At 68.7% G+C, this 23,081-nt stretch carries 19 protein-coding genes; 7 read left to right on the forward strand and 12 right to left on the reverse strand.

Annotated elements, in window-relative coordinates; all coding sequences use genetic code 11:
- The first annotated feature begins 63 nt into the window (after positions 1-63).
- The 5 genes from D6860_RS16215 (at position 64) to D6860_RS16235 (ending at position 5,394) form a co-directional block, all read left to right on the forward strand.
- Entirely contained in the window at positions 64-1,665 is a 1,602-nt protein-coding gene (locus tag D6860_RS16215) for an ABC transporter substrate-binding protein (protein ID WP_076625176.1), read from the forward strand.
- A gap of 13 nt (positions 1,666-1,678) precedes the next feature.
- Complete coding sequence (locus D6860_RS16220) at positions 1,679-2,725, forward strand: ABC transporter permease (protein WP_083697961.1); 1,047 nt, start codon at positions 1,679-1,681, stop codon at positions 2,723-2,725.
- Positions 2,722-3,654 (forward strand): ABC transporter permease, encoded by a 933-nt coding sequence (locus D6860_RS16225; protein ID WP_076625177.1) that lies wholly within the window; start codon positions 2,722-2,724, stop codon positions 3,652-3,654. The genes D6860_RS16220 and D6860_RS16225 overlap by 4 nt, the downstream gene beginning before the upstream one ends.
- Before the next feature lie 130 nt (positions 3,655-3,784).
- Positions 3,785-4,642 (forward strand): ABC transporter ATP-binding protein, encoded by an 858-nt coding sequence (locus D6860_RS16230; RefSeq protein WP_017467974.1) that lies wholly within the window; start codon positions 3,785-3,787, stop codon positions 4,640-4,642.
- Complete coding sequence (locus tag D6860_RS16235) at positions 4,639-5,394, forward strand: ABC transporter ATP-binding protein (RefSeq protein WP_017467973.1); 756 nt, start codon at positions 4,639-4,641, stop codon at positions 5,392-5,394. Before D6860_RS16230 ends, D6860_RS16235 begins: the two co-directional genes overlap by 4 nt.
- A gap of 22 nt (positions 5,395-5,416) precedes the next feature.
- On the opposite strand, the gene D6860_RS16240 is transcribed toward D6860_RS16235, so the two are convergent.
- Positions 5,417-6,796 (reverse strand): MBL fold metallo-hydrolase RNA specificity domain-containing protein, encoded by a 1,380-nt coding sequence (locus tag D6860_RS16240; RefSeq protein ID WP_076625178.1) that lies wholly within the window; start codon positions 6,794-6,796, stop codon positions 5,417-5,419.
- 224 nt (positions 6,797-7,020) lie between these two features.
- Complete coding sequence (locus D6860_RS16245) at positions 7,021-8,049, reverse strand: Atu2307/SP_0267 family LLM class monooxygenase (protein ID WP_076625179.1); 1,029 nt, start codon at positions 8,047-8,049, stop codon at positions 7,021-7,023.
- A gap of 163 nt (positions 8,050-8,212) precedes the next feature.
- Here D6860_RS16245 and D6860_RS16250 point away from each other — a divergent pair, with 163 nt between their 5' ends.
- The gene (locus D6860_RS16250) at positions 8,213-8,599 is read left to right on the forward strand and encodes a DUF302 domain-containing protein (protein WP_017468928.1); all 387 of its coding nucleotides are present in this window, start codon (positions 8,213-8,215) and stop codon (positions 8,597-8,599) included.
- A gap of 9 nt (positions 8,600-8,608) precedes the next feature.
- Here the strand turns inward: D6860_RS16250 and D6860_RS16255 are convergent, their stop codons facing one another.
- The 3 genes from D6860_RS16255 to D6860_RS16265 all read right to left on the reverse strand — a co-directional run bounded on the left by D6860_RS16255 (position 8,609) and on the right by D6860_RS16265 (position 12,745).
- Positions 8,609-9,373, reverse strand: coding sequence for a maleate cis-trans isomerase family protein (locus tag D6860_RS16255; protein WP_017468929.1), 765 nt, complete (start codon positions 9,371-9,373; stop codon positions 8,609-8,611).
- Between the two features lie 106 nt (positions 9,374-9,479).
- Entirely contained in the window at positions 9,480-11,885 is a 2,406-nt protein-coding gene (gghA, locus tag D6860_RS16260; protein WP_076625180.1) for a glucosylglycerol hydrolase, read from the reverse strand.
- Between the two features lie 260 nt (positions 11,886-12,145).
- Positions 12,146-12,745, reverse strand: coding sequence for a 2-hydroxychromene-2-carboxylate isomerase (locus D6860_RS16265; RefSeq protein WP_076625181.1), 600 nt, complete (start codon positions 12,743-12,745; stop codon positions 12,146-12,148).
- A gap of 303 nt (positions 12,746-13,048) precedes the next feature.
- Between D6860_RS16265 and D6860_RS16270 the strand changes: the two genes are divergently transcribed.
- Positions 13,049-13,816: an SDR family NAD(P)-dependent oxidoreductase gene (locus D6860_RS16270; protein ID WP_017468802.1), complete on the forward strand. Its 768-nt coding sequence runs from the start codon at positions 13,049-13,051 to the stop codon at positions 13,814-13,816.
- A gap of 91 nt (positions 13,817-13,907) precedes the next feature.
- On the opposite strand, the gene recN is transcribed toward D6860_RS16270, so the two are convergent.
- From recN to D6860_RS16305, 7 genes are all read right to left on the reverse strand, one after another.
- Positions 13,908-15,560, reverse strand: a complete 1,653-nt coding sequence (gene recN / locus D6860_RS16275) for a DNA repair protein RecN (protein ID WP_076625182.1) — start codon at positions 15,558-15,560, stop codon at positions 13,908-13,910.
- A gap of 33 nt (positions 15,561-15,593) precedes the next feature.
- Positions 15,594-16,448, reverse strand: a complete 855-nt coding sequence (locus D6860_RS16280) for an outer membrane protein assembly factor BamD (RefSeq protein ID WP_076625183.1) — start codon at positions 16,446-16,448, stop codon at positions 15,594-15,596.
- A gap of 113 nt (positions 16,449-16,561) precedes the next feature.
- Positions 16,562-17,491: a UDP-3-O-acyl-N-acetylglucosamine deacetylase gene (gene lpxC / locus D6860_RS16285; RefSeq protein WP_076625488.1), complete on the reverse strand. Its 930-nt coding sequence runs from the start codon at positions 17,489-17,491 to the stop codon at positions 16,562-16,564.
- 234 nt (positions 17,492-17,725) lie between these two features.
- Complete coding sequence (ftsZ, locus tag D6860_RS16290) at positions 17,726-19,405, reverse strand: cell division protein FtsZ (RefSeq protein ID WP_076625184.1); 1,680 nt, start codon at positions 19,403-19,405, stop codon at positions 17,726-17,728.
- Positions 19,406-19,835: 430 nt separating this feature from the next.
- Positions 19,836-21,167, reverse strand: a complete 1,332-nt coding sequence (gene ftsA, locus D6860_RS16295) for a cell division protein FtsA (protein WP_076625185.1) — start codon at positions 21,165-21,167, stop codon at positions 19,836-19,838.
- A complete protein-coding gene (locus D6860_RS16300; RefSeq protein ID WP_076625186.1) occupies positions 21,164-22,060 on the reverse strand; it encodes a cell division protein FtsQ/DivIB in 897 nt (298 codons plus the stop codon). The genes ftsA and D6860_RS16300 overlap by 4 nt, the downstream gene beginning before the upstream one ends.
- Entirely contained in the window at positions 22,048-22,962 is a 915-nt protein-coding gene (locus D6860_RS16305) for a D-alanine--D-alanine ligase (RefSeq protein WP_179949478.1), read from the reverse strand. The genes D6860_RS16300 and D6860_RS16305 overlap by 13 nt, the downstream gene beginning before the upstream one ends.
- Positions 22,963-23,081: the final 119 nt, after the last annotated feature.

The following is a 23,081-nucleotide window of genomic DNA, read 5'->3' on the forward strand; positions in this document are numbered from 1 at the left end:
AAGAAAAACGGACGCGCCAGAACGCGCCGGAGACCAACGGAAAACCAACTGGGAGAAAGACACATGAAACAGTCACGCAGCCTGCGCGCCGCCGCGCTCGTCGCCGCACTGATGGGGTCGGCCGCGCTACCGGCCATGGCCGAGACGCCGCCCAACATGCTGGTGATCGCCAACCGCATCGACGACATCAAGACCTTCGACCCGGCCGAGAGCTTCGAGTTCGCCGGCGCCGACGTGTCGCGCAACGTCTACGAGAAGCTGGTGAATTTCGACCCGCTCGACCTCGAGGCCGGCTTCCAGCCGCAGCTCGCCGAGAGCTGGGAGGTCTCCGAGGACGGCAAGACCATCACCTTCACCATGGCCGAGGGCCACACCTTCGCCTCCGGCAACCCGGTGACCGCCAAGGACGCCGAGTTCTCGCTGCGCCGCGCCGTCGAGCTCAACAAGACGCCCTCCTTCATCCTGACCCAGTTCGGCTTCACCCCCGAGAATGTCGAGGAAACCATCGTTGCCGAGGACGACAAGACGCTCGTTCTCAAGCTCGACAAGCAATACGCGGTCTCCTTCGTGCTCAACTGCCTGACGGCCACCATCGGCGGCATCGTCGACATGGAAACCGTCATGGAGCACGAGGAAGACGGTGACATGGGCAACGCCTGGCTGCGCACCAACACCGCCGGCTCGGGACCCTACAAGGTGTCGGACTGGAAGCCGAACGAGAGCGTCCTGATGGACCTCAACCCCAACTACGGCGGCGAGGAGCCGGCGATGCAGCGGGTGATCGTCCAGCACATCCAGGAATCCGCCACCCAGCGCCTGCAGCTCGAGCGCGGCGACATCGACGTCGCCCGCAACCTCTCGCCCGAGGACGTGGCCGCGGTGCAGGAGAACGACGATCTCAAGGTGGTCGACGAGCTGCGCGGCCGGCTGATGTATTTCTCGGCCAACCAGAAGAACGAGATGCTCGCCGATCCCAAGGTCGTCGAGGCGCTCAAGTGGGCGGCCGACTACGAGGGCATGGCCGGCAGCTTCCTCAATGGCCAGTACACCGTGCACCAGGCCTTCCTGCCGCTGACCTTCCTCGGCGCGATCGAGGACAAGCCCTTCGGCTACGACATGGAAAAGGCCAAGGCGGCGCTGGCCGATTCCGAGTACCCCGACTGCGGCCCGATCGAGATCTCGGTGCGCGAGGCGCAGGAACGTCTCGACATCGCGCAGTCGCTCCAGAACACCTGGAACCAGCTCGGCTGCGAGGTCGAGCTGATCGTCGGCACCGGCGCGCAGACGCTCGACCGCTACCGCGCGCGCGAGCATGACATCTACCTCGGTGCCTGGGGCCCGGACTACCCCGACCCCAACACCAACGCCGGCACCTTCGCCTACAACCCCGACAACAGCGACGAGGCCGGAGCCACCGGGCTGCTCGCCTGGCGCAACGCCTGGGACATCCCGGAAATGAGCGAGGAAACCCTTGCCGCCGTGGTCGAGAACGACACCGAGGCCCGTGCCGAGATGTACCGGGAGCTGCAGAAGGAGCACCAGCAGGTGTCGCCCTTCGGCGTGATGTTCCAGAAGATCGAGCAGAACGCCATGGGGTCCAGCGTCGAGAACTTCGTCGCCGGCGGCGCCACCACGGCAGTCTCCTACTGGGTGATCACGAAGTAACGTGGCCCAGGCGATGCACACCTCGAACGGGCGGCAGAAGCTGCCCGTTCCCCGCTGGCTGAAGAAGACCGCCGGCACCGCGGTCACCGTCGCGGTGACGCTGCTCGGCCTGCTCTTCGTGACCTTCATGATAGGGCGCGTGATGCCCATCGACCCGGTGCTCGCCGTCATCGGCGAGCGCGCGACCCAGGCCCAGTACGACGAGGTCTTCCTCGAGCTCGGTCTCGACAAGCCGCTGATCCAGCAGTTCTTCATCTACGTGAACGACGTGCTGCACGGCGATTTCGGCACCTCGATCCGGACCGGTCAACAGGTCTCCGAGGACATCGCCCGCGTCTTCCCCGCCACGCTCGAACTGGCGACGCTGGGCACCTTCTTCGGGGTGTTCCTCGGCGTGCCGCTCGGCGTGCTCGCCGCCGTCTATCGGGGCCGCTGGATCGACCAGGTGGCCCGTCTGGTCGGCCTCGTGGGCTACTCCATGCCGATCTTCTGGCTCGGCCTCGTCGGCCTGCTGATCTTCTACGGCATCCTTGGCTGGGTCGCGGGCCCGGGCCGGCTCGGGGTCTTCTACCAGGGGCTGGTGCCGTCGCGCACCGGGCTGCTGCTGGTCGACTCGGCGCTCGCCGGCGACTGGACCGTGTTTCGGGACGCGTTTTCCCACATCATCCTGCCGGCCTCGCTGCTGGGCTACTACAGCCTCGCCTACATCAGCCGGATGACCCGCAGCTTCATGCTCGAACAGCTGAGCTCGGAATACGTCACCACCGCACGGGTCAAGGGCGTGTCGGAATGGCACGTGGTCTGGCGCCACGCCTTCCGCAACATCCGCATCCAGCTGATCACCGTGATCGCGCTGGCCTACGCCAACCTGCTCGAGGGCTCGGTGCTGACCGAGATCATCTTCGCATGGCCCGGCATCGGCCAGTACATCACCACCTCGCTGCTGGCCAACGACATGAACTCCGTGCTGGGCGGAACCGTGGTGATCGGTACGATCTTCGTCGCGCTGAACATCTTCTCCGACCTGCTCTACCGCTTCTTCGACCCGAGGGCCAAATGAGCGACTTTCCCACTCCCGCCCCGCGCCCCGGCTGGCGCGACTGGCTGCTCACCGACGCGCCCGGCTCGCGCCGCCAGGCCCGCGCCGCGTCGTGGTATTCCGGCTGGCTCAAGCTGCGCGGCAACACGCTCGCCATGGCCGGCCTCGTGGTGCTGGTGCTGCTGATCCTGATGGCGCTCTGTGCGCCGCTGCTGGCGACGCAGGACCCCTTCGTGCAGGACCTCGGCGCGCGGCTCCTGCCGCCCGGCACCGACGGCCACATGTTCGGCACCGACAGCCTCGGCCGGGACATCTGGTCGAGGATCGTCTACGGCGCCCGCATCTCGCTCTACATCGTGGCACTGGTGGCGCTGGTGGCGCCGCTGCTCGGCCTCGTGATCGGCACCGTCGCGGGCTACATGGGCGGCATCGTCGACGTGGTGCTGATGCGCTTCACCGACATCTTCCTCGCCTTCCCCCGGCTGATCCTCGCGCTGGCCTTCGTCGCCGCCCTCGGCGCCGGCATCGAGAACGCGGTGCTCGCGATCTCGCTCACCGCCTGGCCGCCCTACGCCCGCATCGCCCGTGCCGAGACGCTCACCATCCGCAACTCGGACTTCATCCACGCGATCAAGCTGCAGGGCGCCGGGCCGCTCAGGATCATCACCCGCCACGTCTGGCCGCTGTGCATCTCGAGCCTGGTGATCCGCGTCACCCTCGACATGGCGGGCATCATCCTGACCGCCGCCGGCCTCGGCTTCCTCGGCCTCGGCGCGCAGCCGCCCTCCCCCGAATGGGGCGCCATGGTCTCCGAGGGCCGCAAGTACATCCTCGACCACTGGTGGGTCGCCACCATCCCGGGCCTCGCGATCTTCGCGATCTCGCTCGCCTTCAACCTGCTCGGCGACGGGCTGCGCGACGTGCTCGACCCGAAGGAGGCCGGCAAGTGACCCCGGCCCCCGTCTTCTTCTCTTTGCAAATACCGCGGGGGGAGTCGCCGCAGGCGACGGGGGGCAGAGCCCCCCGCGCGGGCCGGCCGCAGGCCGGATCGCGCCAGCCCCTTCCGCCACGAGGCGCCACATGACCAACCTTCTCGACGTCGAGAACCTCACCGTCACCTTCCCCACCCGCTCCGGCACCTTCGACGCGGTGCGTGGCATCTCCTTCTCGCTCGGCCGTGAACGGCTCGGCATCGTCGGCGAGAGCGGCTCGGGCAAGTCGATGACCGGACGGGCGCTGCTGCGGCTGATCCGCCGGCCCGGGCGCGTCACCGCCGACCGCATGGAGATGGGCGGCACCGACCTGCTCACCGCCTCCGAGAAACAGATGCGGCGGATCCGCGGCCGCCACGCCTCGATGATCATGCAGGACCCGAAATTCTCGCTGAACCCGGTGATGACCGTTGGCCAGCAGATCACCGAGGCGCTGCTCACCCACGAGAAGACCTCGCGCGCAGTCGCCAAGAAGCGCGCCGTCGAGATGCTCGAGGCGGTGGCGATCCGCGACCCCGGGCGCGTCATGGGGCTCTACCCGCACGAGGTCTCGGGCGGCATGGGCCAGCGCATCATGATCGCGATGATGCTGATCCCCGACCCCGAGATCCTCATCGCCGACGAGCCGACCTCGGCGCTCGACGTCTCGGTGCAGCTCTCGGTGCTCGAGATCATGGACCGCCTGGTGACCGAGCGCGGCATGGGGCTGATCTTCATCAGCCACGACCTCAACCTCGTCTCCAGCTTCTGCGACCGCATCCTCATCATGTATGCCGGCCGCATCGTCGAGGTCTGCGAGGCCGGCCGCCTGCACGAGGCGAAGCACCCCTACACCATCGGCCTGCTGAACGCGGTGCCCGATCTCGAACACCCCCGCCCCCGGCTCGACGTGCTCCGGCGCGACCCGGCCTGGCGCGAGGCCCCATCCGTGAGCGCCCGCACATGACCACCGCCATCGAGATCCGCGACCTCGACGTCTGGTTCGGCGAGGGCGCCGAGCAGGTGCGCGCCGTGAAGGGCGCAGGCTTCACCGTCGCCGAGGGCGAGAGCTTCGGCCTCGTCGGCGAATCCGGCTCGGGCAAGTCGACCGTGCTGCGCGCCATGGCCGGGCTGGTGCCCGGCTGGAGCGGCCATATGTCGGTCATGGGAACCCCGCTGGGGCGGCGCCGGACGCCCGCCTTCTACAAGACCGTGCAGATGGTCTTCCAGGATCCCTACGCCTCGCTGCACCCGCGCCACACGGTCGACCGGGTGCTGGGCGAGGTGCTGAAGCTGCACGGCTTTTCCGGCATCGACGCCCGCATCGACAAGCTGCTCGAGGACGTCGGCCTCGGCAAGGGCTTCCGCTTCCGTTACCCACACCAGCTGTCGGGCGGCCAGCGCCAGCGCGTCGCCATCGCCCGCGCGCTCGCGCCCGAGCCGCGGGTGATCCTGCTCGACGAGCCGACCTCGGCGCTCGACGTCTCGGTGCAGGCCGAGATCCTCAACCTGCTGTCGGACCTGCGCACCGAACACGGGTTGACCTACCTGATGGTGAGCCACGATCTCGGCGTCATCGGCCACATGTGCGACCGCATCGCGGTCATGCAGCACGGCAAGATCGTCGAGCTTCTGGACGTGGCGAAGATGCGCAGCCTCAAGGCCGATCACCCCTACACGCAGCACCTGCTCGACAGCGCCATGCGCAGCGTGCGCTGACCCCTGATCGCGGCGCGACGGCTTATAGCTCGAGCGTCTCACCCATCTCGGGCCGCGTGACCCGTGCCGGCGTCAGCGCCTCGGCGAAGGCGTCCATCGCCTTGGCCTCGCCGTGCACCAGCACGGTCTCGGAGGGCCGCCCCAGCAGCGCGTGCCAGCGCAGCAGGTCGTCGCGGTCGGCGTGGGCCGAGAAGCCGTTGATGGTGTGGATGCGCGCCTTCACCCGGATCTCTTCGCCGAAGAGCTTCACGCGCCTCGCACCGTCGATGATGATGCGCGCCAGCGTCCCCTCGGCGGCGTAGCCCACGAAGATCACGCTGGTCTCGGGCCGGCCGAGTTCGCGGCGCAGGTGGTGCCGCACCCGTCCGCCGGTGCACATGCCGGACCCCGCCATGATGACCGCCCCCGAGCGGATTCGGTTGAGCTTCATCGAATCCTGCGCCTCGCGGGTGAAATGCAGCCCCGGCAGCCGGAACGGGTCATTGCCCTTGCGGATCATCGCCGCGAGTTCCGGGCGCAGCGCCTCGGGATGGCGCCCGAAGATCCGCGTGGCAGAGATCGCCATGGGCGAGTCGAGGTAGATGTCGACCCCGCGCGGCAACGCGCCGCTTGCCATGCCCTCGCGCAGCACCCACAGCAGCTCCTGCGCCCGTTCCAGCGCGAAGGTGGGAATGATGACGTTGCCGCCGCGCCGGTGCGCGTCGCGCAGGGCTTCGTGGAACTCGGCCACCGAGGCGTCGAAGGAGCGGTGATCGCGGTCGCCATAGGTGGTCTCCATCACCACCACGTCCACGTCGCGCGGCGGATCCGCGTCGTTCAGCAGCGCCCGGTTGGGCGGGCCGAGGTCGCCCGAGAACAGCAGGCGCCTGTGCTGGTCGTGCTCGGTCAGTTCGAGCAGGATCGAGGCCGATCCGAGGATGTGCCCCGCTTCGTGGAACCGCGCGCGGATGCCGGGGCAAAGCTCGAGCGGCTTGCCATACTCTGCCGTCCGTCCGAAGAGCTCGACCGCATCCATCGCGTCGACCGTGTCGTAAAGCGCCTCGTGGCCGCCGCCGTGGCGGCCGTGGCGGTGATGACGCCGGGCCTCTTCCTCGTGCAGATGCGCCGAATCCATCATCACCAGCCGCGCGAGGTCACGGGTCGCCGAAGTCGCGATGATCTCGCCCGAGAAGCCGCGCTTCACCAGCAGCGGAATGCGCCCGCAATGATCGAGATGGGCGTGGGTCAGCAGCAGCATGTCGATGGTCGCCGGGTCGAAGCCGAAATCGCCCGCGTTCTCCTCGTGCAGCTCGTGCGAGCCCTGGAACATGCCGCAATCCACGAGAATGCGCCGCCCCGCCGCCTCGACAAGGTGACAGGATCCCGTGACCTGCCGCGCGGCACCGTGAAACGAGATCTTCATGCTGTCCTCCCCTCCGTCCGTCCCGACCTGCCACGAGTCTACCAGCCGCGGCAGACGCCTTCGACGATCACGCGCAATGCGGGGGAAGGAAAACGATGGCAGAGGTCTGCGCCGTGCGCTGCTGCCCAAGAGGACATGTGCGGACCGCGGGGCCGGTCGGCACGCCACCGCAGGCTGGCGCCCGCGAAGCGAAGCGCCGCCCCTTCCCGGGGCGGCGCGCGGGATCAGCCGGCCTTGCGCAGTTCCGGGGCGACCTGCGTGCCCAGCACCTCGATGGCCTTCAGCATCTCGGCGTGGTCGATCACGCCGATCGCCATCTGGATGGTCACGCGGTCGAAGCCGAGATCCTCGCGCAGGCCGAGGATCTTGTCGGTGATCTGCGCCGGAGAGCCCACGAACATCGCGCCTTCGGGCCCGCAGGAGGCATCGTATTGCGCGCGGCTCTGCGGCCGCCAGCCGCGCTCGCGGCCAAGCTGGTCCATCACCGCCTTCTGCGCCGGGTAGAACAGGTCGGCGGCGGCCTTGCCGTCCTCGCCCACGAAGCCGTGCACGTTGAGCGACACGCGCGCCTTGTCGCTGTTGCCGGCCTGCTCGGCGGCGCGGCGGTAGAGGTCGGCGAGCGGCTTGAAGCGGCGCGGCTCGCCGCCGATGATGGCAAGCGCCAGCGGCGTGCCGAGCGCCCCCGCGCGCACCATGCTTTGCGGTGTGCCCCCGGCGGCGATCCAGATCGGCAGCGCGTCGTTCACCGGGCGCGGGTAGACCCCCAGCCCCTCGACCGCCGGCGTGTGCTTCGTGCCCGGCCAGCGCAGTTTCTCGCGCTCGTTGATGGCCAGCAGCTTGGCGAGCTTCTCCTCGAACAGGTCGCCGTAATCCTCGAGATCGTAGCCGAAAAGCGGGAAGCTCTCGATGAAGCTGCCCCGCCCGACCATGAGCTCGGCGCGGCCGCCCGAGAGGTTGTCGAGCGTGGCGAACTGCTGGAACACCCGCACCGGATCGTCCGAGCTCAGCACCGACACCGCCGAGCTCAGGCGGATGTTCTTGGTGACGCTGGAGGCTGCGGCAAGCACGGTCGCCGGCGAGGACACGGCGTAGTTCGGCCGGTGATGCTCGCCAAGACCGAAGATGTCGAGCCCGACCTCGTCGGCAACGCGGATCTCCTCGACCAGGTCGTTGAGCCGCTTCCGCGCGTCGACGCGTTCGCCGGTGACCGGGTTCGTGCCGACGTCGCCGAATGTGTAAAGTCCGAGTTCCATGGAGCCTGCTCCCTTTCTTTCCGGGCAACATAGGCGAGGAACGGCCCACCGAAAGCCCCGCTGCCCGCACACCCCATGTGCACGGTATCGCCCGTCTTGGAACAGCGGCCGGAGGTCACGTGTTGATATTGGAATGTATGCAAACCGGGAAAAGGAAACCGCCATGAGCTACACCATCACCAAGACCGTCTCCGACGCCGATTTCGAGACCGTCGAGGCGCGCACCCGCGACGCCCTGTCGGAAAGCGGCTTCGGCGTGCTGACCGAGATCGACGTCGCCGAGACGATGAACGAGAAGCTGGGCGAGAAGATGGACCGCTACACGATCCTCGGGGCCTGCAACCCGAAGCTCGCCTTCGGTGCCATCCAGACCGAGCCGCGCGTCGGCGCGATGCTGCCCTGCAACGTCATCGTCCGCCAGCTGCCCGAAAGCGTCGAGGTCAGCGCCGTCGATCCCGTCGCCTCGATGAGCGCGATCGACAACCCGGAGCTTTCGAACCTTGCCGGGCAGGTCCGCGACCGGCTGGCGGAGGCCATCGAGCGGGTCTGACCCTGGCGCCTAACCGCTCTTGAAGAGCCACCCCGGGGCCCGCCGGGGCGGCGTCAGCCCCGCGAGCCGCATCATGTGCCAGGCAAGCACCTGGTTGCTCGACAGGACCGGAAGGCCAAGCTCCCGTTCCAGCGCCGGAAGGGCCGACAGCGTGCGCAGGTTGGTGCAGGACAGGAACAAGGCCTCGACCGGCGCCTCGGCGGCCACCCGCAGGGCGGCACGGCGAAGGCTGCCGGGACCGATGCGGGCGACACGCGCCTCTTCCGCGACCTCGAAGCTGGCAAAGGCCGGGGTCTCGATCCTCGCCTCGGCCAGCACCGCGCGCAGGCGGGCCGAAACCGGCGCGACATAGGGAGAGATCAGCCCGAGCCGGGTCACCCCAAGTGCCCGGCAGGCGGCGATCAGCGCCGACACGGGCTCGGTCACGGCCTCGGTCCGGACCACCGCGCTGATCTGCGCGGCAACGTGCGGCACCCCGATCTGGGCGGTGCCCGAGGTGCAGGCGTAGCCGATGGCCTGAAAGCGCGCCCAAGGTGGAAAGAGAGCCGCCGCCTGCCCGAGGTGCGCCTCCATCGCCGTCAGCGTCTCGGGCGTGACCTCGGCTCCCGAGGGCACCCGGCTGACCATCAGGTTGGCGCGCTGCGGCAGAAGCCGGCGCATGTCGGCCTCGACCGTCTCGTCCGATTGCAGGACGACAAGCCCCAGCGCCGGCCGCGCGGGGCCGAGGCGATAGGGCAGCGCTGTGCCCTGCCCGTCTGGCGTAAGCTCATCCATGCCGCCAGTGGCGCACGGCGGCGCGCACCGGTCAATCGCGCGCACGACAGGCCGGCGGTCGAAACCGTCGCCCTGCCCGCTTGTCGGGCGCGCAGGCCCCGAGGCCCTAGTGCGGCTCGCCGGCGAGATGCGTGATGTCGAGCCCGCGGGTGAACACCAGCCCCATCGAGTCGCGCAGAACGACCGGCCCGCCGGTGTAGTCCGAACCGATGCCCGGCCCCCGGATGGTGAGGTGCCAGTCGTTGCGGCTCACGCTGTCGGGCAGCAGGTCGAGCGGGTCGATGTCCTCGGTCTCGCAGCCCTCCATGTGGCAGACGGTGAACACCTCGCCCCCCTGCGGCGCGTTGCGCAGCGCGACGAACACGGTGCGCCCCTCGATCGGCTCGAGGTAGCGGAAGTGGTCGTCGTCGCGGAAGTTGTCGCGCAGCCACGGGTTGTTGAGCCGGAACATCCGCAGCCGCCGCATAGCGTTGGTCTGCACCGGGTCGAGCCGCGAGGTGGAATGCGAGACGTTGCAGTATTCGTGCATGTCGTCCATCCACGCCCGCGCGATCTGCTTGAGCGTGCCCACGGTGAACGGGCGCGGCCCGGCCAGCGGCGGCTCGACCGCGTTCAGCAGTGTCGCGATGGTGTTGAGGTCGTATTCCGTCACCTCGACCAGCGCCGGCAGGAACTCGAGGAAGCGGGCGAGATCCTCGCGGGTCTCGAATCCCATTTCCTTCAACCAGCGGAAGGCGCCGGGCACCGAGTAGCTGTAGGCGTCGACCTGCCACTTGAGCGAAATCGCCTCTTCCGCCACGACCTTGACGCCGTACTTGTCGTCCTGGTTGCGGATGAAGCCCCAGCTGGCGCGCGCCGTGGCATTGAGGAAATCCATGGGCACGCCCGGCAGCGCCGCGTAGGTGAGGATCGACACGGCCGGGTTGTCATAGGCCTTGTCGAGGATCTCGTTCTTGGTGTCGCCGAGCCGGGTGTTGATGTTGAGCTTGGGGTTCACCTGCGTGCCCCGGCGCAGCGTGTCATGGTTGGCGGTGCCGGAAATCCAGTTCGAGCCTCGCTTGAGGATCTCCTGCAGGCGCCAGTATTTCGACAGCCAGAAGGTGTAGATGAACGGCGTGTTGTGGGCAAAGGTCAGCGGGCCCCACTGGAACAGATCCGGATCGAGATCCTTCTGGTCCTCGATCACCGCGCGGTAGTCCGAGCTGAGCTCCCAGTCCTCCTGCGGCCAGGGGCGGCCGTCCTCGAAGACGAACCACGGCCAGTAGTCGACGCCCGCGACGTTCTGCACGACGCCCGACATCTCGCGCAGGTATTCATCGTCGTGACGCATCTCCTGCGTCGAGGAATCCCACCACTTGAAGTCCTGCGCGCCGTCGACCCGCACGCCGTCGGCACCGAAGTCGACCTTGCGGCGCTGCAACTCCAGCAGGATCGCCCGCACGAAGGGGTTATGGTAGTCGAGATTCTGGCCGTACATGTTCGGCCCGGCGAAGAAATGACTGTTGAGCGCGTTGAGCCCCTGGTTGTCCGAGTGGCCGAAGACCACGTCGAGCACCAGCATCTTCGGGTAGCGCGGGAAGTTGTGCAGCACCGCGGCAAGGTCGACGAGCTCGTCGGGCCGCGCCGTTTCCAGCAGCACCGGGTTCACCGTGGCCATGCCGGAGATGACGATATCGTAGCCCCAGTTCGTGGTGTCCGGGCGCAGCAGGTGCGCGGTCACCTCCTCGTCGTCGCTTTCGGTGTCGGTCCAGAAATCCGGGCCGGCCTCGTAGACGGTGGTGGGCTCGACCGGAAGCAGCTGCACCGCGTCGTAGCCCGCGAAGAGCTCCTCGTCGGGCTCGAGCGTCAGCCCGGCGCCGACCCGCGCCGCGAGGCGTTCGAACTGCCGGGTGAGCGAGGCCAGCGTGCCACCCGGCGTGGCGGTGGGCACATGCACCTGCAGGATCGAGGTCGGCGGCGGGAACTTGTGCGGCTTGTCGCCCTTCACCTGCGCGAAGTAGCCCTTGTCCTGCCGCCGCGCCTGCATCGCGTTCAGGTCGTAGATCTCGGCCGGCGCGAAGGCACCGTAGGGCAGCGACGAGGCGAGCGGATCGAGAATGCGGTGCAGCGCCCCCTCCTGGTCGCGCCAGACCAGAGCGTAGAAATCGCCGATCTCGTCACGGTTGCCGGCGCGCAGGCCGGTGGCGGCGGCGAAGGTGAAGCCCTCGGTACGGCAGACCGGCAGCAGTGTCCGGTCGAAGGTGACGTCGGCCTGGCTGGCGGTCAGGTCGATCTCGCCCCGGGGCCGCAGGATCTCGAGGAAGACGTCACCGTCGGCGATGCGCCAGTCCTGCAGCTCGGGCGTCCAGAAGCCGAATTCGACCCGGTCTCCCTCGACGATGGCCCCCAGCCGTCGCGCGATCTGGCGCCCGGCCGCGAACCGGTCGGGGGCGGTGTTCAGCACCTCCTGGCACCACTCGGAGCGTGCGTGGGCGGCGGCTTCGTCGCTGGCGATTGCGGGGCTCTCTGTCATGTCGTCTCGGTCCTGTCTCGTTTCTTTTCTGCGGGCGGCCGGGGCACCGGCCATCGCGCCGGGTCCGGCAAGCGCGCACACGCGCGCTCTGGGCGTCGCGAAGCCCCCGGGGATCGGGTGGGCCGCACCTGTCTTGTGACAAACCTAAGCCGCAGGGCCGGACCTGCAACGCAAAATCCCCGTCTCGGGGGAAACGGGGCATGCATGGCGACGGGCTGCCCGCGCACGGGGCACGGGCAGCTGCGTTGGTGGGAAAGACTTCAGGCGGCGGCGCGGCCGAGCACGTCGCGCAGGCGGTCGATGTGTTCCTGCCCGTCGATGCGGGTACCGCCGACCACGTAGGTCGGTGAATGCAGGATGCGCTTCTCGATGGCGTCGCGGTTGAGATCGTCGGCGGCGTCGCGCATCGCCTCGGTCTCGGCCCGACGCAGGATCTCGAGCGCGGGCATGTCGATCTGGTTGAGCGCCTCGCAAAGATCGCCGGGATCGGCGACGTTACGCCCCTCGGCCCAGACCCCGCGCAGGATCGCCGCCGTCACCTCGCCCTGGTCGAGCCCGAGCTGCCCGGCAGCAAGGATCACCCGGCAGGACAGCCGGGGGTCGGCGGGGTGATGCATCGGCACCGGCGAGATCCGCAGGCCGCGCCGCTGCGCCCAGGCGGCACGGTCGGCGATACGGTCCTCGGAGGTGCTGGTCTCGTCGAACGGCCGGCGCAGGCCCGCCTCCTTCTGCACGCGCCCCATGTCCACGGGCCGGAAGCTCACCTGCGCCCCGGCCTCGCGGGCAAGGTCCATGAGCGCCTGGTGGCCAAGGTAGGCGTATCCGGAAATCGGGGCGAAGTAGTAGTCGATCACGCTCATGTCGGTCTCCCGGTCGTCAGGGCATCCGGCGGCGACGCGCGGTGCGCGCGGGCCGTTCGGACGCGACTTTCACGACAATCCGGGCGCGCGGTGGGCACGATGTCAACGGCCCGGGCGCGACGGGCCTGCGGGCGCGGCCCCGTCGCCGTCGGGAAGCGGCCGAAATGCGCGCGTGCTGCGGCAAACCGCTCGAAATTTCCGCGAAAGTGAAACGTCGTGACGCGGGGTCGCCGACTGTCCCGCCCCCTTGCCCCCCGCGCGCCCATCGCTACGCTGGCCGCCGATACCAAGGGAGGAGGCATCATGCAGATCACGGATCGGGTCTTTCTGGTCACCGGCGGCGGCTCGGGGCTTGGCGCGGCGGTTGCCGACATGCTGGCGGCAGCGGGCGGCTACCCGGTGCTGCTCGACGTGAACGAGGACGCGGGGTCGGCCAAGGCCGCCGAGATCGGAGAGGCGGCGCTTTTCGTGAAAACCGACGTGACGAACGAAGCCGACGGACAGGCCGCCGTCGCCGCCGCGCTCGAAAGGTTCGGCAGGCTCGACGGGCTGGTCAACTGCGCCGGCATCGCGCCGGGCGAGAAGATCCTTGGCCGCGAGGGGCCGCACCGGCTCGAGAGCTTCGCGCGGGCGATCAACATCAACCTCGTGGGCACCTTCAACATGCTGCGGCTGGCAGCCGAGGCGATCTCGAAGCAGGATCCCGACCCCGAAGGCGCGCGCGGCGTGATCGTCAACACCGCCTCGATCGCCGCCTTCGACGGCCAGATCGGACAGGCGGCCTACGCGGCCTCCAAGGGCGGCGTCGCGGCGCTGACGCTGCCGGCGGCACGGGAGCTGGCGCGGCACGGCATCCGCGTGGTCACGATCGCGCCGGGCATCTTCGGCACCCCGATGATGGCCGGCCTGCCGCAGGAGGTGCAGGACAGCCTCGGTGCGTCGGTCCCCTTCCCGCCCCGGTTGGGACGCCCCGAGGAATACGCGGCCATGGTGCAGCACATCATCGGCAACACGATGCTGAACGGCGAGGTGATCCGGCTCGACGGCGCGCTGCGGATGGCACCGAAATAGGACCGGACGGGCGCCTGCGGCCTCATGGCGCGCGGGCGTCGGTATCGTCCGGGGAACACGTCTGAAGAATGGCAGCCCCGGTCGGCCCGCCCTACCCCGCGAGCAGCGCGCGGGCAGCGGCGCGGGCCTCGGGGGTGACCGTGTCCCCCGCGAGCATCCGTGCGAGTTCGTCCTCGCGGTCGTCAGCGCCAAGCGCGGTGACGGTCGACAGGGTCATCTCCTCGACGACCCGCTTCTGCACCCGCCAGTGATGCGCCCCGAGCGCCGCGACCTGCGGCGAATGGGTCACGACAAGCACCTGCCCGCCGTCCGCCAGTGCCTTCAGCCGGCGCCCCACGGCGTCGGCGGTGGCGCCGCCCACGCCCCGGTCGATCTCGTCGAAGATCATCGTGACGCCGCGGTTGCGCTCTTCGGACAGGCAGACCTTCAGCGCCAGCAGGAAGCGCGACAGCTCGCCTCCAGAGGCGATCTTGTTCAGCGGCCCCGCCGGTGCGCCGGGGTTGGTGGCGACGGTAAAGGCCACCGCGTCGCGTCCGTCGGGGCCGGGCTCGCCCTCGGAGATCACCGTGCGGAAGACCGCGCGTTCCATCTTGAGCGGCGCAAGCTCGGCGGCCATCGCAGCGTCGAGGCGCCCCGCCGCCGCCGCGCGCGCCTCGGTCAGCGCCGAAGCGGCCCCGTCATAGGCGGAGTCGGCGTCCTTCACCTCACGCGTGAGATCGGCAATATCCTCGGCCCCGCGATCGAGCGCGGCCAGCCGGCCCGACAGCGTCTCGGTCAGCTCGGGCAGCGCATCGGGGGCGACGTTGTGCTTGCGCGCCAGACCCCGGATGGCGAAGAGCCGTTCCTCGGTCTCTTCCAGCTCGTGCGGGTTGAACTCGAGCGCGTCGAGGCAATCGGCCACCTCGCGGCCCGCCTCGTCGAGCTCGGCCATGGCGCGGGTCAGCGCGGCGATGGCGGGCTCGAGCCGGCCCTCGGCCTTGTCGGCGGCTCCGTCGAGCCAGCGCAGCGCGTTGGCCATGGCGCCCTCGGCGCCGTCGTATCCCAGCGCCTCGGAGGCGCGGGCGATGTCCTCGCGGATGCGCTCGGCGCCCTGCATCGTGCGGCGCTTCAGGTCGAGATCGGCCTCCTCGCCCGGCTCGGCGCCGAGCTTTTCCAGCTCGTCGACCGCGTGGCGCAGAAAATCCTCTTCCTCGCGCACCGCCGCCAGCGCCGCCTCGGCGGCGGCGAGCCGCTTGCGGGCCTCGCGACGTGCCGTCCAGGCGGCCCGGGTGGCAGCGAGCTCGGCGCCGACGCCAGCGTAGGTGTCGAGGATCGCGCGGTGCCCCGAGGGGTTCAGCAGGCCCCGGTCGTCGTGCTGCCCGTGCAGCTCGACCAGCACGTCCGAGAGCCGCCGCAGCACCTCGCCGCTGGCGCGCCGGTCGTTCACCCAGCCGGTCTTGCGACCGTCGGCGGTGTTCACCCGGCGCAGGATCAACTCGTCAGAGACCGGCAGACCGGCCTCGTCGAGAACGTCGCGCGCCGCGTGACCCGGAGCCAGTTCGAAGACCGCCGTGACCTCGCCCTGCTTGGCGCCGCTGCGCACCAGCTCGGCACGACCGCGCCAGCCCAGCACGAAGCCCAGCGAATCCAGCAGGATCGACTTGCCGGCCCCGGTCTCGCCGGTAAGCACGTTGAGACCGGGCTGGAACGCGAGGTCCAGCCGGTCGATGATCAGCATGTCACGAATTTCAAGCGCTCGCAGCATGGTCCGCAGGGTGGGCGGTGGGCCCACCCCTCCTCAAAGCCACTGGCCCTTGACCATCTGGCGGTAGATTGACGACAACCAGTTGTCTCCCGCCGCCTCGAGTTCGAGGCCACGGCCGGTGAGCAGCTTGTAGGAATCCTGGTACCACTCGGTGCCCTGGTAGTTGTAGCCGAGGATCGCGCCGGCGGTCTGCGCTTCCTGCGTCAGGCCGAGCGAGAGGTAGGATTCGACGAGCCGGTGCAGCGCCTCGGGGGTGTGGGTCGTGGTCTGGAAATCCTCGACCACGGTGCGGAACCGGCTGATCGCCGCGCCGTAGTTCTGACGCTTCAGGTAGTAACGCCCGATCTCCATCTCCTTCGCCGCGAGGTGGTCGAAGGCCAGGTCGAACTTCAGGATCGACGACCGCGCGTATTCGCTGTCGGGGTAGCGCTCGATCACCGTGCGCAGCGCCTGCAACGCCTGGAAGGTCAGCCCCTGGTCGCGGCCCACGTCCTCGATCTGGTCGTAGTAGCTGAGCGCGAGGAGATACTGCGCATAGGCGGCATCCTCGTCGGTCGGGTAGAAGTCGATGTAGCGCTGTGCAGCGGAGCGGCTGTTCTCGTAGTCCTTTTCCAGGTGGTAGGCATAGGCCTGCATGATAAGGCCGCGCTTGGACCACTCGGAATAGGGGTAAAGCCGTTCGACCTCGGAGAAGTAGTAGGCCGCCTGCTCGCCGTCGTTCTGGTCGAGTTCGAACTCGCCGCGCTCGAAAATCTGCTCGGCGGTGAAGGTTTCGAGGGGAATGTCTCCGCGGGCGTATCCGGGACGTTCCTGCGGCGTGCATCCGCCCAGAACCATGGCCGAAAAAGCCGTTCCGATCAGGATCTTCCGCGCTCTGCCGCCTGCCATGCCCGACAACCTCTATCCCTTGGACCGGGCCGCTGGCCGGCCCCTGCGCCGTGTCCTAGCACAGAAAATTGCGGTGCAAAACGCCTTAACGGCGTTTTGCGGCCGGCCTCCGCTCAGGCGACGGCGGGGATCTCGTCGCGGACCACGCCGACACCCGGCAGACGCGCCGCCGTCTCGTCGTCGCAGAGCACGACGCGGTAGGCGTCGGGGTTCGCGAAGAGCTCGCGCAGGAGCATGTTGGTGATCGCGTGACCGGCCTTGTGCCCCTCGTAGTGGCCGATGATCGGCGCACCGGCGGTGAACAGGTCACCAAGCGCGTCGAGCATCTTGTGGCGCACCGCCTCGTCGTCGTGACGCAGACCGCCGGGCGACAGCACGTCGTCACCGTCGACCACGACCGCGTTCTCGTAGGTGCCGCCGAGCGCGAGGCCGTTGGCCTGCATCATCTCGACATCTGCCTGACGGCAGAAGGTGCGGCTGTCGCAAAGCTCACGGACGAAGCTGCCGTTGGCAAGGTCCAGGCTCTTGTCCTGCGTGCCGATGGCGGCGTCGTCGAAAGCGATGTGGAAATCCATCGTGAGCCCCTGCCCCGGACGCGCGGGCGACAGGCTGGCCCAGCCCTTGGCGGTATGGACGGAGACCGGCAGCAGCACCTCGATCGCGACGACCGACGCGTGCAGCGCGCGGACCCCGCGGGACAGGATGCCCCGCACGAAGGGCGCGGCGGAGCCGTCGAGGATCGGAACCTCGGGGCCGTCGATCTCGACAAGCGCGTTGTGCACGCCGCAGCCGGCGAGCGCCGCCATGATGTGCTCGATGGTCGAGACGGTGACGCCGGCGCCGTTGACGATGCGGGTGCAGAGCGGCGTGACCTCGACCGCGTCCCAGCGGGCCGGGACGAGCGCGTCGCCCAGCAGGATGTCGGTGCGCTTGAACCAGATGCCGTGCTCGGCGCCTGCCGGGCGCACGGTCATGCGCGCCGGCTTGCCGGAATGCAGGCCAACGCCCTGAAAGCTTACTGCGGATCTGAGAGTCGTCTGCACGTCTATCACCTCGGGTCTTCGGTGCCCCTCGTGTCGTGGGAGGCTCCTTCGAGGGTGGAGATACTCAGACGCCCCCGTCATCTCAAATCAAAGATTGTAACCGCTTGAAACATCACCGAAGCCGAATGCGCAGATCACCGCCCACCCCGCTGGAAGGCCTGACAACACGTTGATCCTGAAACGAAAAACGCCCCCTCGATGAGGGGGCGTTCTGACGCTCGAAAGCGGAATTTGTCAGTTGGCCTGGCGGCGGAGGAAGGCCGGGATCTCGATCCGATCCTGATCCTGCTCTTCCTGCTCGTCCGCGACGGGGGCCGGCTGGTGGGCCTGCATCGGCGGCTGCTGGCGGCGCTGGGGCTGCTGCTGGGCCGGTGCTTCCTGGCCGTGGCCGGTCATGCGGTTGATCAGCGAGTTGATCCCGAAGCGCGGACGCTCGCCCTCGGCCATGCCACGGGCCTGCGCGGCGGGCTGCTGCGGCTGCTGGCGCGCGGGTTGCGGCTGCGGCTGCGGCTGCTGGCGGCCACGACCGGCACCGGCGGCCTGAAGGCGGGCCATCGCGTCCGGCGACAGCGTGCCCGGCTGCGGCGCCTTGGGCGCGACGAAGGTGTCGGGCTCGGCTTCGAGCGCATCGGGCTGCGGCTGGAACTGCGCGACCTGCGGACGGTAGGCCGGCGGCGGCAGATCGTCGGCGGATTGCGCGGCCGCGGGCTGCTGCTCCTCGAAGGTCGGCTCCATGCGCTCTTCGGCCCCCCCACGCTGGGCGGGCATGGTCTCGAAGATCGACGGCTCGTCCTCTTCGTACTCGGGCTCGGCCACCTGGGCTGCGGGCTGCTGGCGCGGCTGCGGCGCGGGCTCGGCCGCGACGGGGGCCTCGTCCTCGACAGCGCCCGGCTTCAGCGGCTCGGAGAGCTTGCGGCGCGGGACGGGAATGTCCTGGTGCACGGCCGAGGCGTCGATGCCGGTGGCAACGACCGACACGCGCATGAAGCCTTCCATCGTGTCGTCGAGCGTCGAGCCCACGATGATGTTGGCGTCGGCGTCGACTTCCTCGCGGATGCGGTTCGCCGCTTCGTCGAGTTCGAACAGGGTAAGGTCGTGACCGCCGGTGATGTTGATCAGCACGCCCTTCGCACCCTTGAGCGAGATCTCGTCGAGCAGCGGGTTCGCTATGGCCTTCTCGGCGGCCTGGATCGCGCGCTCTTCGCCCTCGGCCTCGCCGGTGCCCATCATCGCCTTGCCCATCTCGTCCATCACCGAGCGAACGTCGGCGAAGTCGAGGTTGATGAGGCCCGGACGGACCATCAGGTCCGAAATGCCCTTCACGCCCTGGTAGAGCACGTTGTCGGCAAGCGAGAACGCCTCGGTGAAGGTGGTCTTCTCGTTGGCGAGCCGGAACAGGTTCTGGTTCGGAATGATGATGAGCGTGTCGACGACCTTCTGCAGCGCCTCGACGCCGTCCTCGGCCTGGCGCATCCGCTTGGCGCCCTCGAACTGGAACGGCTTGGTCACGACGCCGACGGTCAGCACGCCGAGCTCACGCGCGGCCTGCGCGATGATCGGGGCCGCGCCGGTGCCGGTGCCGCCGCCCATGCCGGCGGTGATGAAGCACATGTGCGCGCCCGCGAGGTGATCGACGATCTGCTCGATGCTCTCTTCGGCAGCGGCTGCGCCGACCGAGGCACGCGCGCCGGCGCCGAGACCCTCGGTGACCTTCACGCCGAGCTGGACCTTGCTGACGGCCATGCTCTGCTGAAGCGCCTGTGCGTCGGTGTTCGCGGTGACGAAGTCCACGCCCTCGAGCTGCTGGACGATCATGTTGTTGACGGCGTTGCCGCCAGCCCCACCCACGCCGAAGACCGTTATACGCGGCTTCAGCTCTTCGTCCTGGCCGGGCATCGAGAGGTTGAGTGTCATGTGCTTGTCCGCCTGTCTGTTATGACTTGTTACACGCCTGTCCTGCGCCTTTAGGGACAATTCTTACCGAAATCCTAGAGTCGGGTCACGTAGAAAACGCCAAACCACCACGAAATCTGGCCCGATTTCCGTGTCTACGCGCGGGATTTCGCCGAGACCCACCAGATTTTGCGGTCTGCGCAGGAGACGACGCAAAACCACCCAGAGCGACAAGCCCGTAAGGCCATCGCGAAGGGCGTGTTCAGGTTTCTCATGCTGGGAAGTCTGCCCGACATCCCCGGCCCGCGTCTGACGCGCGAGTCCGACTTCCTGATACCAGAGGCGACCTGCTCCGTCACCCGGAAAAAATGCGATCGGCGGAAATTTTCCACGCCCTGCCGGTCGCTTGCGGCGAAAAAGCCACGCCCGTTCGGGCGCGGCGCGCAGCCGTTTACCAGTTGTCGCGGAACCACTTCACCGCGCGCTTGAACGACCGGGACGGATACTTGTCGACGGGAATCTCGAAATCCCACCATTCGTCCTGCGGATGGGCGGCGAACAGGCAGGTGCCGACGGCACTCGCAAAGCCCGGACCCGTTGCCGCTTGCGGCAGGCCGTGCACCCGCATCGGGCGGCCCAACCGGACCTGGCTGCCGAGGATGCGGCTCGCCAGCCCGTCTAGGCCGGGAATCTGGCTCGCGGCGCCGGTCAGCACGATCTGCTGCGAAGGCATGTGCTCGAAGCCCGCCGCGTCGAGACAGCCGCGCACCTCCTCGAGGATCTCCTCGACGCGGGGGCGCATGATGCCGATGAGCTCGGCGCGGCTCACCTGCCGCCGGTCGTGGTGCCAGTCGCCGGTGTCGCCGGAAATCTCGATCATCTCGCGGTCGTCCATGCCGGTGGCGACGACTCCGCCGTAGAAGGTCTTGATCCGCTCGGCCATCGCCATCGGGATCTGCAGCCCCATCGAGATGTCGCCGGTCACGTGGTTGCCGCCCATCTGGACCGCATCGGCGTAGATCATGTGCTTCTTCATGAAGATCGACACGCCGGTGGTGCCGCCGCCCATGTCGATGCAGGCCGCGCCCAGCTCCTGCTCGTCCTCGACCAGCGCCGAGATGCCGCTGGCATAGGCCGACGAGGCAAGGCCCGCCAGCTCGAGGTCGCAGCGCTTCATGCAGTGCGCGATGTTCTGGATCGCCTGCGCGTTTACCGTCAGCATGTGCATGTCGGTGGCAAGCTCCTGGCCGATCTGGCCGCGCGGATCGCTCAGGCCCGAGCGGTGATCGAGCGCGAAGTTGACCGGCTGCGCGTGCAGCACCTCGCGGTTCGAGCCGAAGTCGGGCACGTCGCAGGCCGACAGCACGCGGGCCACGTCCTGCTCGCTGACCATGGTGCTTTCGACCTCGACCTGGCCGGCCAGCCCGTAGCTGCGCGGCTCGGCGCCGGAAAAGCTGACGATCACGTGGTCGACGCGGATGTTGGCCATTTTCTGTGCTGCCTGGACGGCGGTGCGGATCGCGCGCTCGGTCTCGGTCATCGCGGCGATCTCGCCGAACTTGATGCCGCGCGACCGGGTGGTCGCGGCGCCGATCACCCGGAACCCGGACTGCCCGGCGAGCGAGCCGATGCCGTCGTCCGTGATTGGCTCGGTGCCGTCGAAACGAAGGACGAGGCAGGCAATCTTGGAACTGCCGATGTCGAGGACGGCCACGACACCGCGTTGCATTGCGGCCTTGCGCATGTTGCGCATCGCGCGCTGGGATTCATAGAGCTCGATCATTCTTGGTATTCTCCGGTCTCCATGGCCTTGATCCGCGTGTATTCCTCGACGGCGCCGGCGTTCAGCCGCATCGTCGGGCGCCGGGGCAGACGCAGGTCCACCGCGGCGATGTCGCGCCCGAGCATGTCCACCGCCTGGTCCAGGGCGATGGCGCGCTCGAGCGCGTGAACCGCGCCCTTCTCGGGCAGCATGATCCGCTGGTTGCGGTCGAGGACCACGTCCCAGCGCCGTTCACCCATCCGCTCGAGCCCGCGCAGGCGCGAGGCCAGCGGAGCGGCCGCCCGGATGAGGGCCACCGCCTCGGGCACATGGGCGTCGGCGCCGTCACCGGCGATCACCGGCAGGTCCGGCCGGTCCGCGCGGGCCGCAACCGGCCCGACGTGCACGCCCTTGCGGTCGAGCAGCTCGAGGCTGCCACCGCGCCGCCAGAGCGCCACCGGCACCCGTTCGGTCACGTCGATCTGCAGCACCCCGCCCTGCCGGATGCGCAGCTCGGCGGTGCGGACCGCGTCGAGCCCGTTGATGATCTCGCGCATCTGGTCGAGCTCGAGGTCGAAGGAACTGATCGGGAACTCCAGCGGCAGGATCTCGCGGATGTCTTCCGTGATGCCGCCGCTGGCGCCGTTGATGGCCATGCTGTTGACCATGAACTCGGGCCGGGTCTCGATCTTGCGCCGGATCTCGGCGATGCCATCGACCACGGCCGTGCGGTTGTCTTCGTAGGAGAAATACCAGCTTGTCGCGCCGAAGGCGACGAGCGCCGGAAGCCCGACGCGCAGGGCCAGCCGGAACAGCGGGGTGAGCATCAGGCGCTCGATGCGGTACTTCAGGCGCGAGGGCGCGGGATCGGGGCGATTGATCTGCGGGGTCTCGTCGTCTGTCAGCGATTGCACGAAGCGTCCTCCACCATCCAGCGGCACAGCGCCCCGAAGGAAATCCCCAGCGTCTGCGCCTGCTCGGGCACCAGCGAGGTGGGCGTCATGCCCGGCTGGGTGTTGGTCTCGAGCAGGATCAGCCCGTCGAGCCCCCGGCTCTCGTCCCAGCGGAAATCGGTCCGCGACACGCCGCGGCACCCAAGCGCCTCATGCGCCCGAAGCGCGTAGTCGAGGCAGGCGTCGAAGATCTCCTGCGGCACCTGTGCCGGCAGTTCGTGACGCGAGCCGCCCTCGGTATACTTGGCGTCGTAGTCGTACCAGCCCTCGGTGATGATGTCGGTCACCGTGAGCGCCCGCCCCTCCATCACCGTGGTCGTCAGCTCGCGCCCCGGCGCGAAGGTCTCGACCATCAGCGTCTCGGGCATGTCGTCCGACAGCACCGGCGGCGCGTTCGAGCCCTCGTGCACGATGTAGACCCCGACCGAGGACCCTTCGTTGTAGGGTTTCACGACGTAGGGCGGCGCCATCACGTGCGCGGCCATGATCTCGGCCTTCGTGGCGAGCACACTTTCGACCACCGGCAACCCGGCGGCGCGGTAGACCTGCTTGGAGCGTTCCTTGTCCATCGCCAGCGCCGAGGCCAGCACCCCGGAGTGGGTGTAGGGCAGGCCCAGCCACTCGAGCAGACCCTGAACGCAGCCGTCCTCGCCCCAGCGCCCGTGAAGAGCGTTGAACACGACATCCGGCGCGAGCGCGGTCAGACGCTGCGCGAGATCGGGGCCGGCATCGACCTCGGTGACATTGAAACCTTCTGCCCTCAAAGCGGCGGCACATTCCTGCCCGGAACTGAGAGACACCTCCCGCTCCGCGGAAGGGCCACCCAACAATACCGCCACTTTCGGGGTTGCCCTGCTCGACATCCCGAAAACCGCCTCGAAATCGGGGCTTTGCGCCCCCTTGTCTGCCTTTGGGGGTGATCCCCCTTATCGTGAGTGCCCGAGCCGGATCCCATGGGGCCGAATCGGGAAGCGCGGACGTT

The organism is Salipiger sp. D13 (assembly GCF_003703915.1).
In the GTDB taxonomy this organism is placed as follows: Bacteria; Pseudomonadota; Alphaproteobacteria; order Rhodobacterales; family Rhodobacteraceae; genus Salipiger; species Salipiger profundus.

Bases quoted from the DNA above. Each gene is read 5' to 3' on its own strand.
- D6860_RS16255 (WP_017468929.1), bottom strand. From the start codon at position 9,373: ATGGATGAGCTTACGCCAGACGGGCAGGGCACAGCGCTGCCCTATCGC.
- gghA (WP_076625180.1), bottom strand. From the start codon at position 11,885: ATGACAGAGAGCCCCGCAATCGCCAGCGACGAAGCCGCCGCCCACGCA.
- D6860_RS16265 (WP_076625181.1), bottom strand. From the start codon at position 12,745: ATGAGCGTGATCGACTACTACTTCGCCCCGATTTCCGGATACGCCTAC.
- D6860_RS16280 (WP_076625183.1), bottom strand. From the start codon at position 16,448: ATGGCAGGCGGCAGAGCGCGGAAGATCCTGATCGGAACGGCTTTTTCG.
- D6860_RS16240 (WP_076625178.1), bottom strand. From the start codon at position 6,796: ATGAAGATCTCGTTTCACGGTGCCGCGCGGCAGGTCACGGGATCCTGT.
- D6860_RS16230 (WP_017467974.1), top strand. From the start codon at position 3,785: ATGACCAACCTTCTCGACGTCGAGAACCTCACCGTCACCTTCCCCACC.
- D6860_RS16225 (WP_076625177.1), top strand. From the start codon at position 2,722: ATGAGCGACTTTCCCACTCCCGCCCCGCGCCCCGGCTGGCGCGACTGG.
- ftsA (WP_076625185.1), bottom strand. From the start codon at position 21,167: ATGATCGAGCTCTATGAATCCCAGCGCGCGATGCGCAACATGCGCAAG.
- recN (WP_076625182.1), bottom strand. From the start codon at position 15,560: ATGCTGCGAGCGCTTGAAATTCGTGACATGCTGATCATCGACCGGCTG.
- D6860_RS16245 (WP_076625179.1), bottom strand. From the start codon at position 8,049: ATGGAACTCGGACTTTACACATTCGGCGACGTCGGCACGAACCCGGTC.
- D6860_RS16235 (WP_017467973.1), top strand. From the start codon at position 4,639: ATGACCACCGCCATCGAGATCCGCGACCTCGACGTCTGGTTCGGCGAG.
- D6860_RS16270 (WP_017468802.1), top strand. From the start codon at position 13,049: ATGCAGATCACGGATCGGGTCTTTCTGGTCACCGGCGGCGGCTCGGGG.
- ftsZ (WP_076625184.1), bottom strand. From the start codon at position 19,405: ATGACACTCAACCTCTCGATGCCCGGCCAGGACGAAGAGCTGAAGCCG.
- D6860_RS16215 (WP_076625176.1), top strand. From the start codon at position 64: ATGAAACAGTCACGCAGCCTGCGCGCCGCCGCGCTCGTCGCCGCACTG.
- D6860_RS16305 (WP_179949478.1), bottom strand. From the start codon at position 22,962: ATGTCGAGCAGGGCAACCCCGAAAGTGGCGGTATTGTTGGGTGGCCCT.
- D6860_RS16250 (WP_017468928.1), top strand. From the start codon at position 8,213: ATGAGCTACACCATCACCAAGACCGTCTCCGACGCCGATTTCGAGACC.
- D6860_RS16220 (WP_083697961.1), top strand. From the start codon at position 1,679: ATGCACACCTCGAACGGGCGGCAGAAGCTGCCCGTTCCCCGCTGGCTG.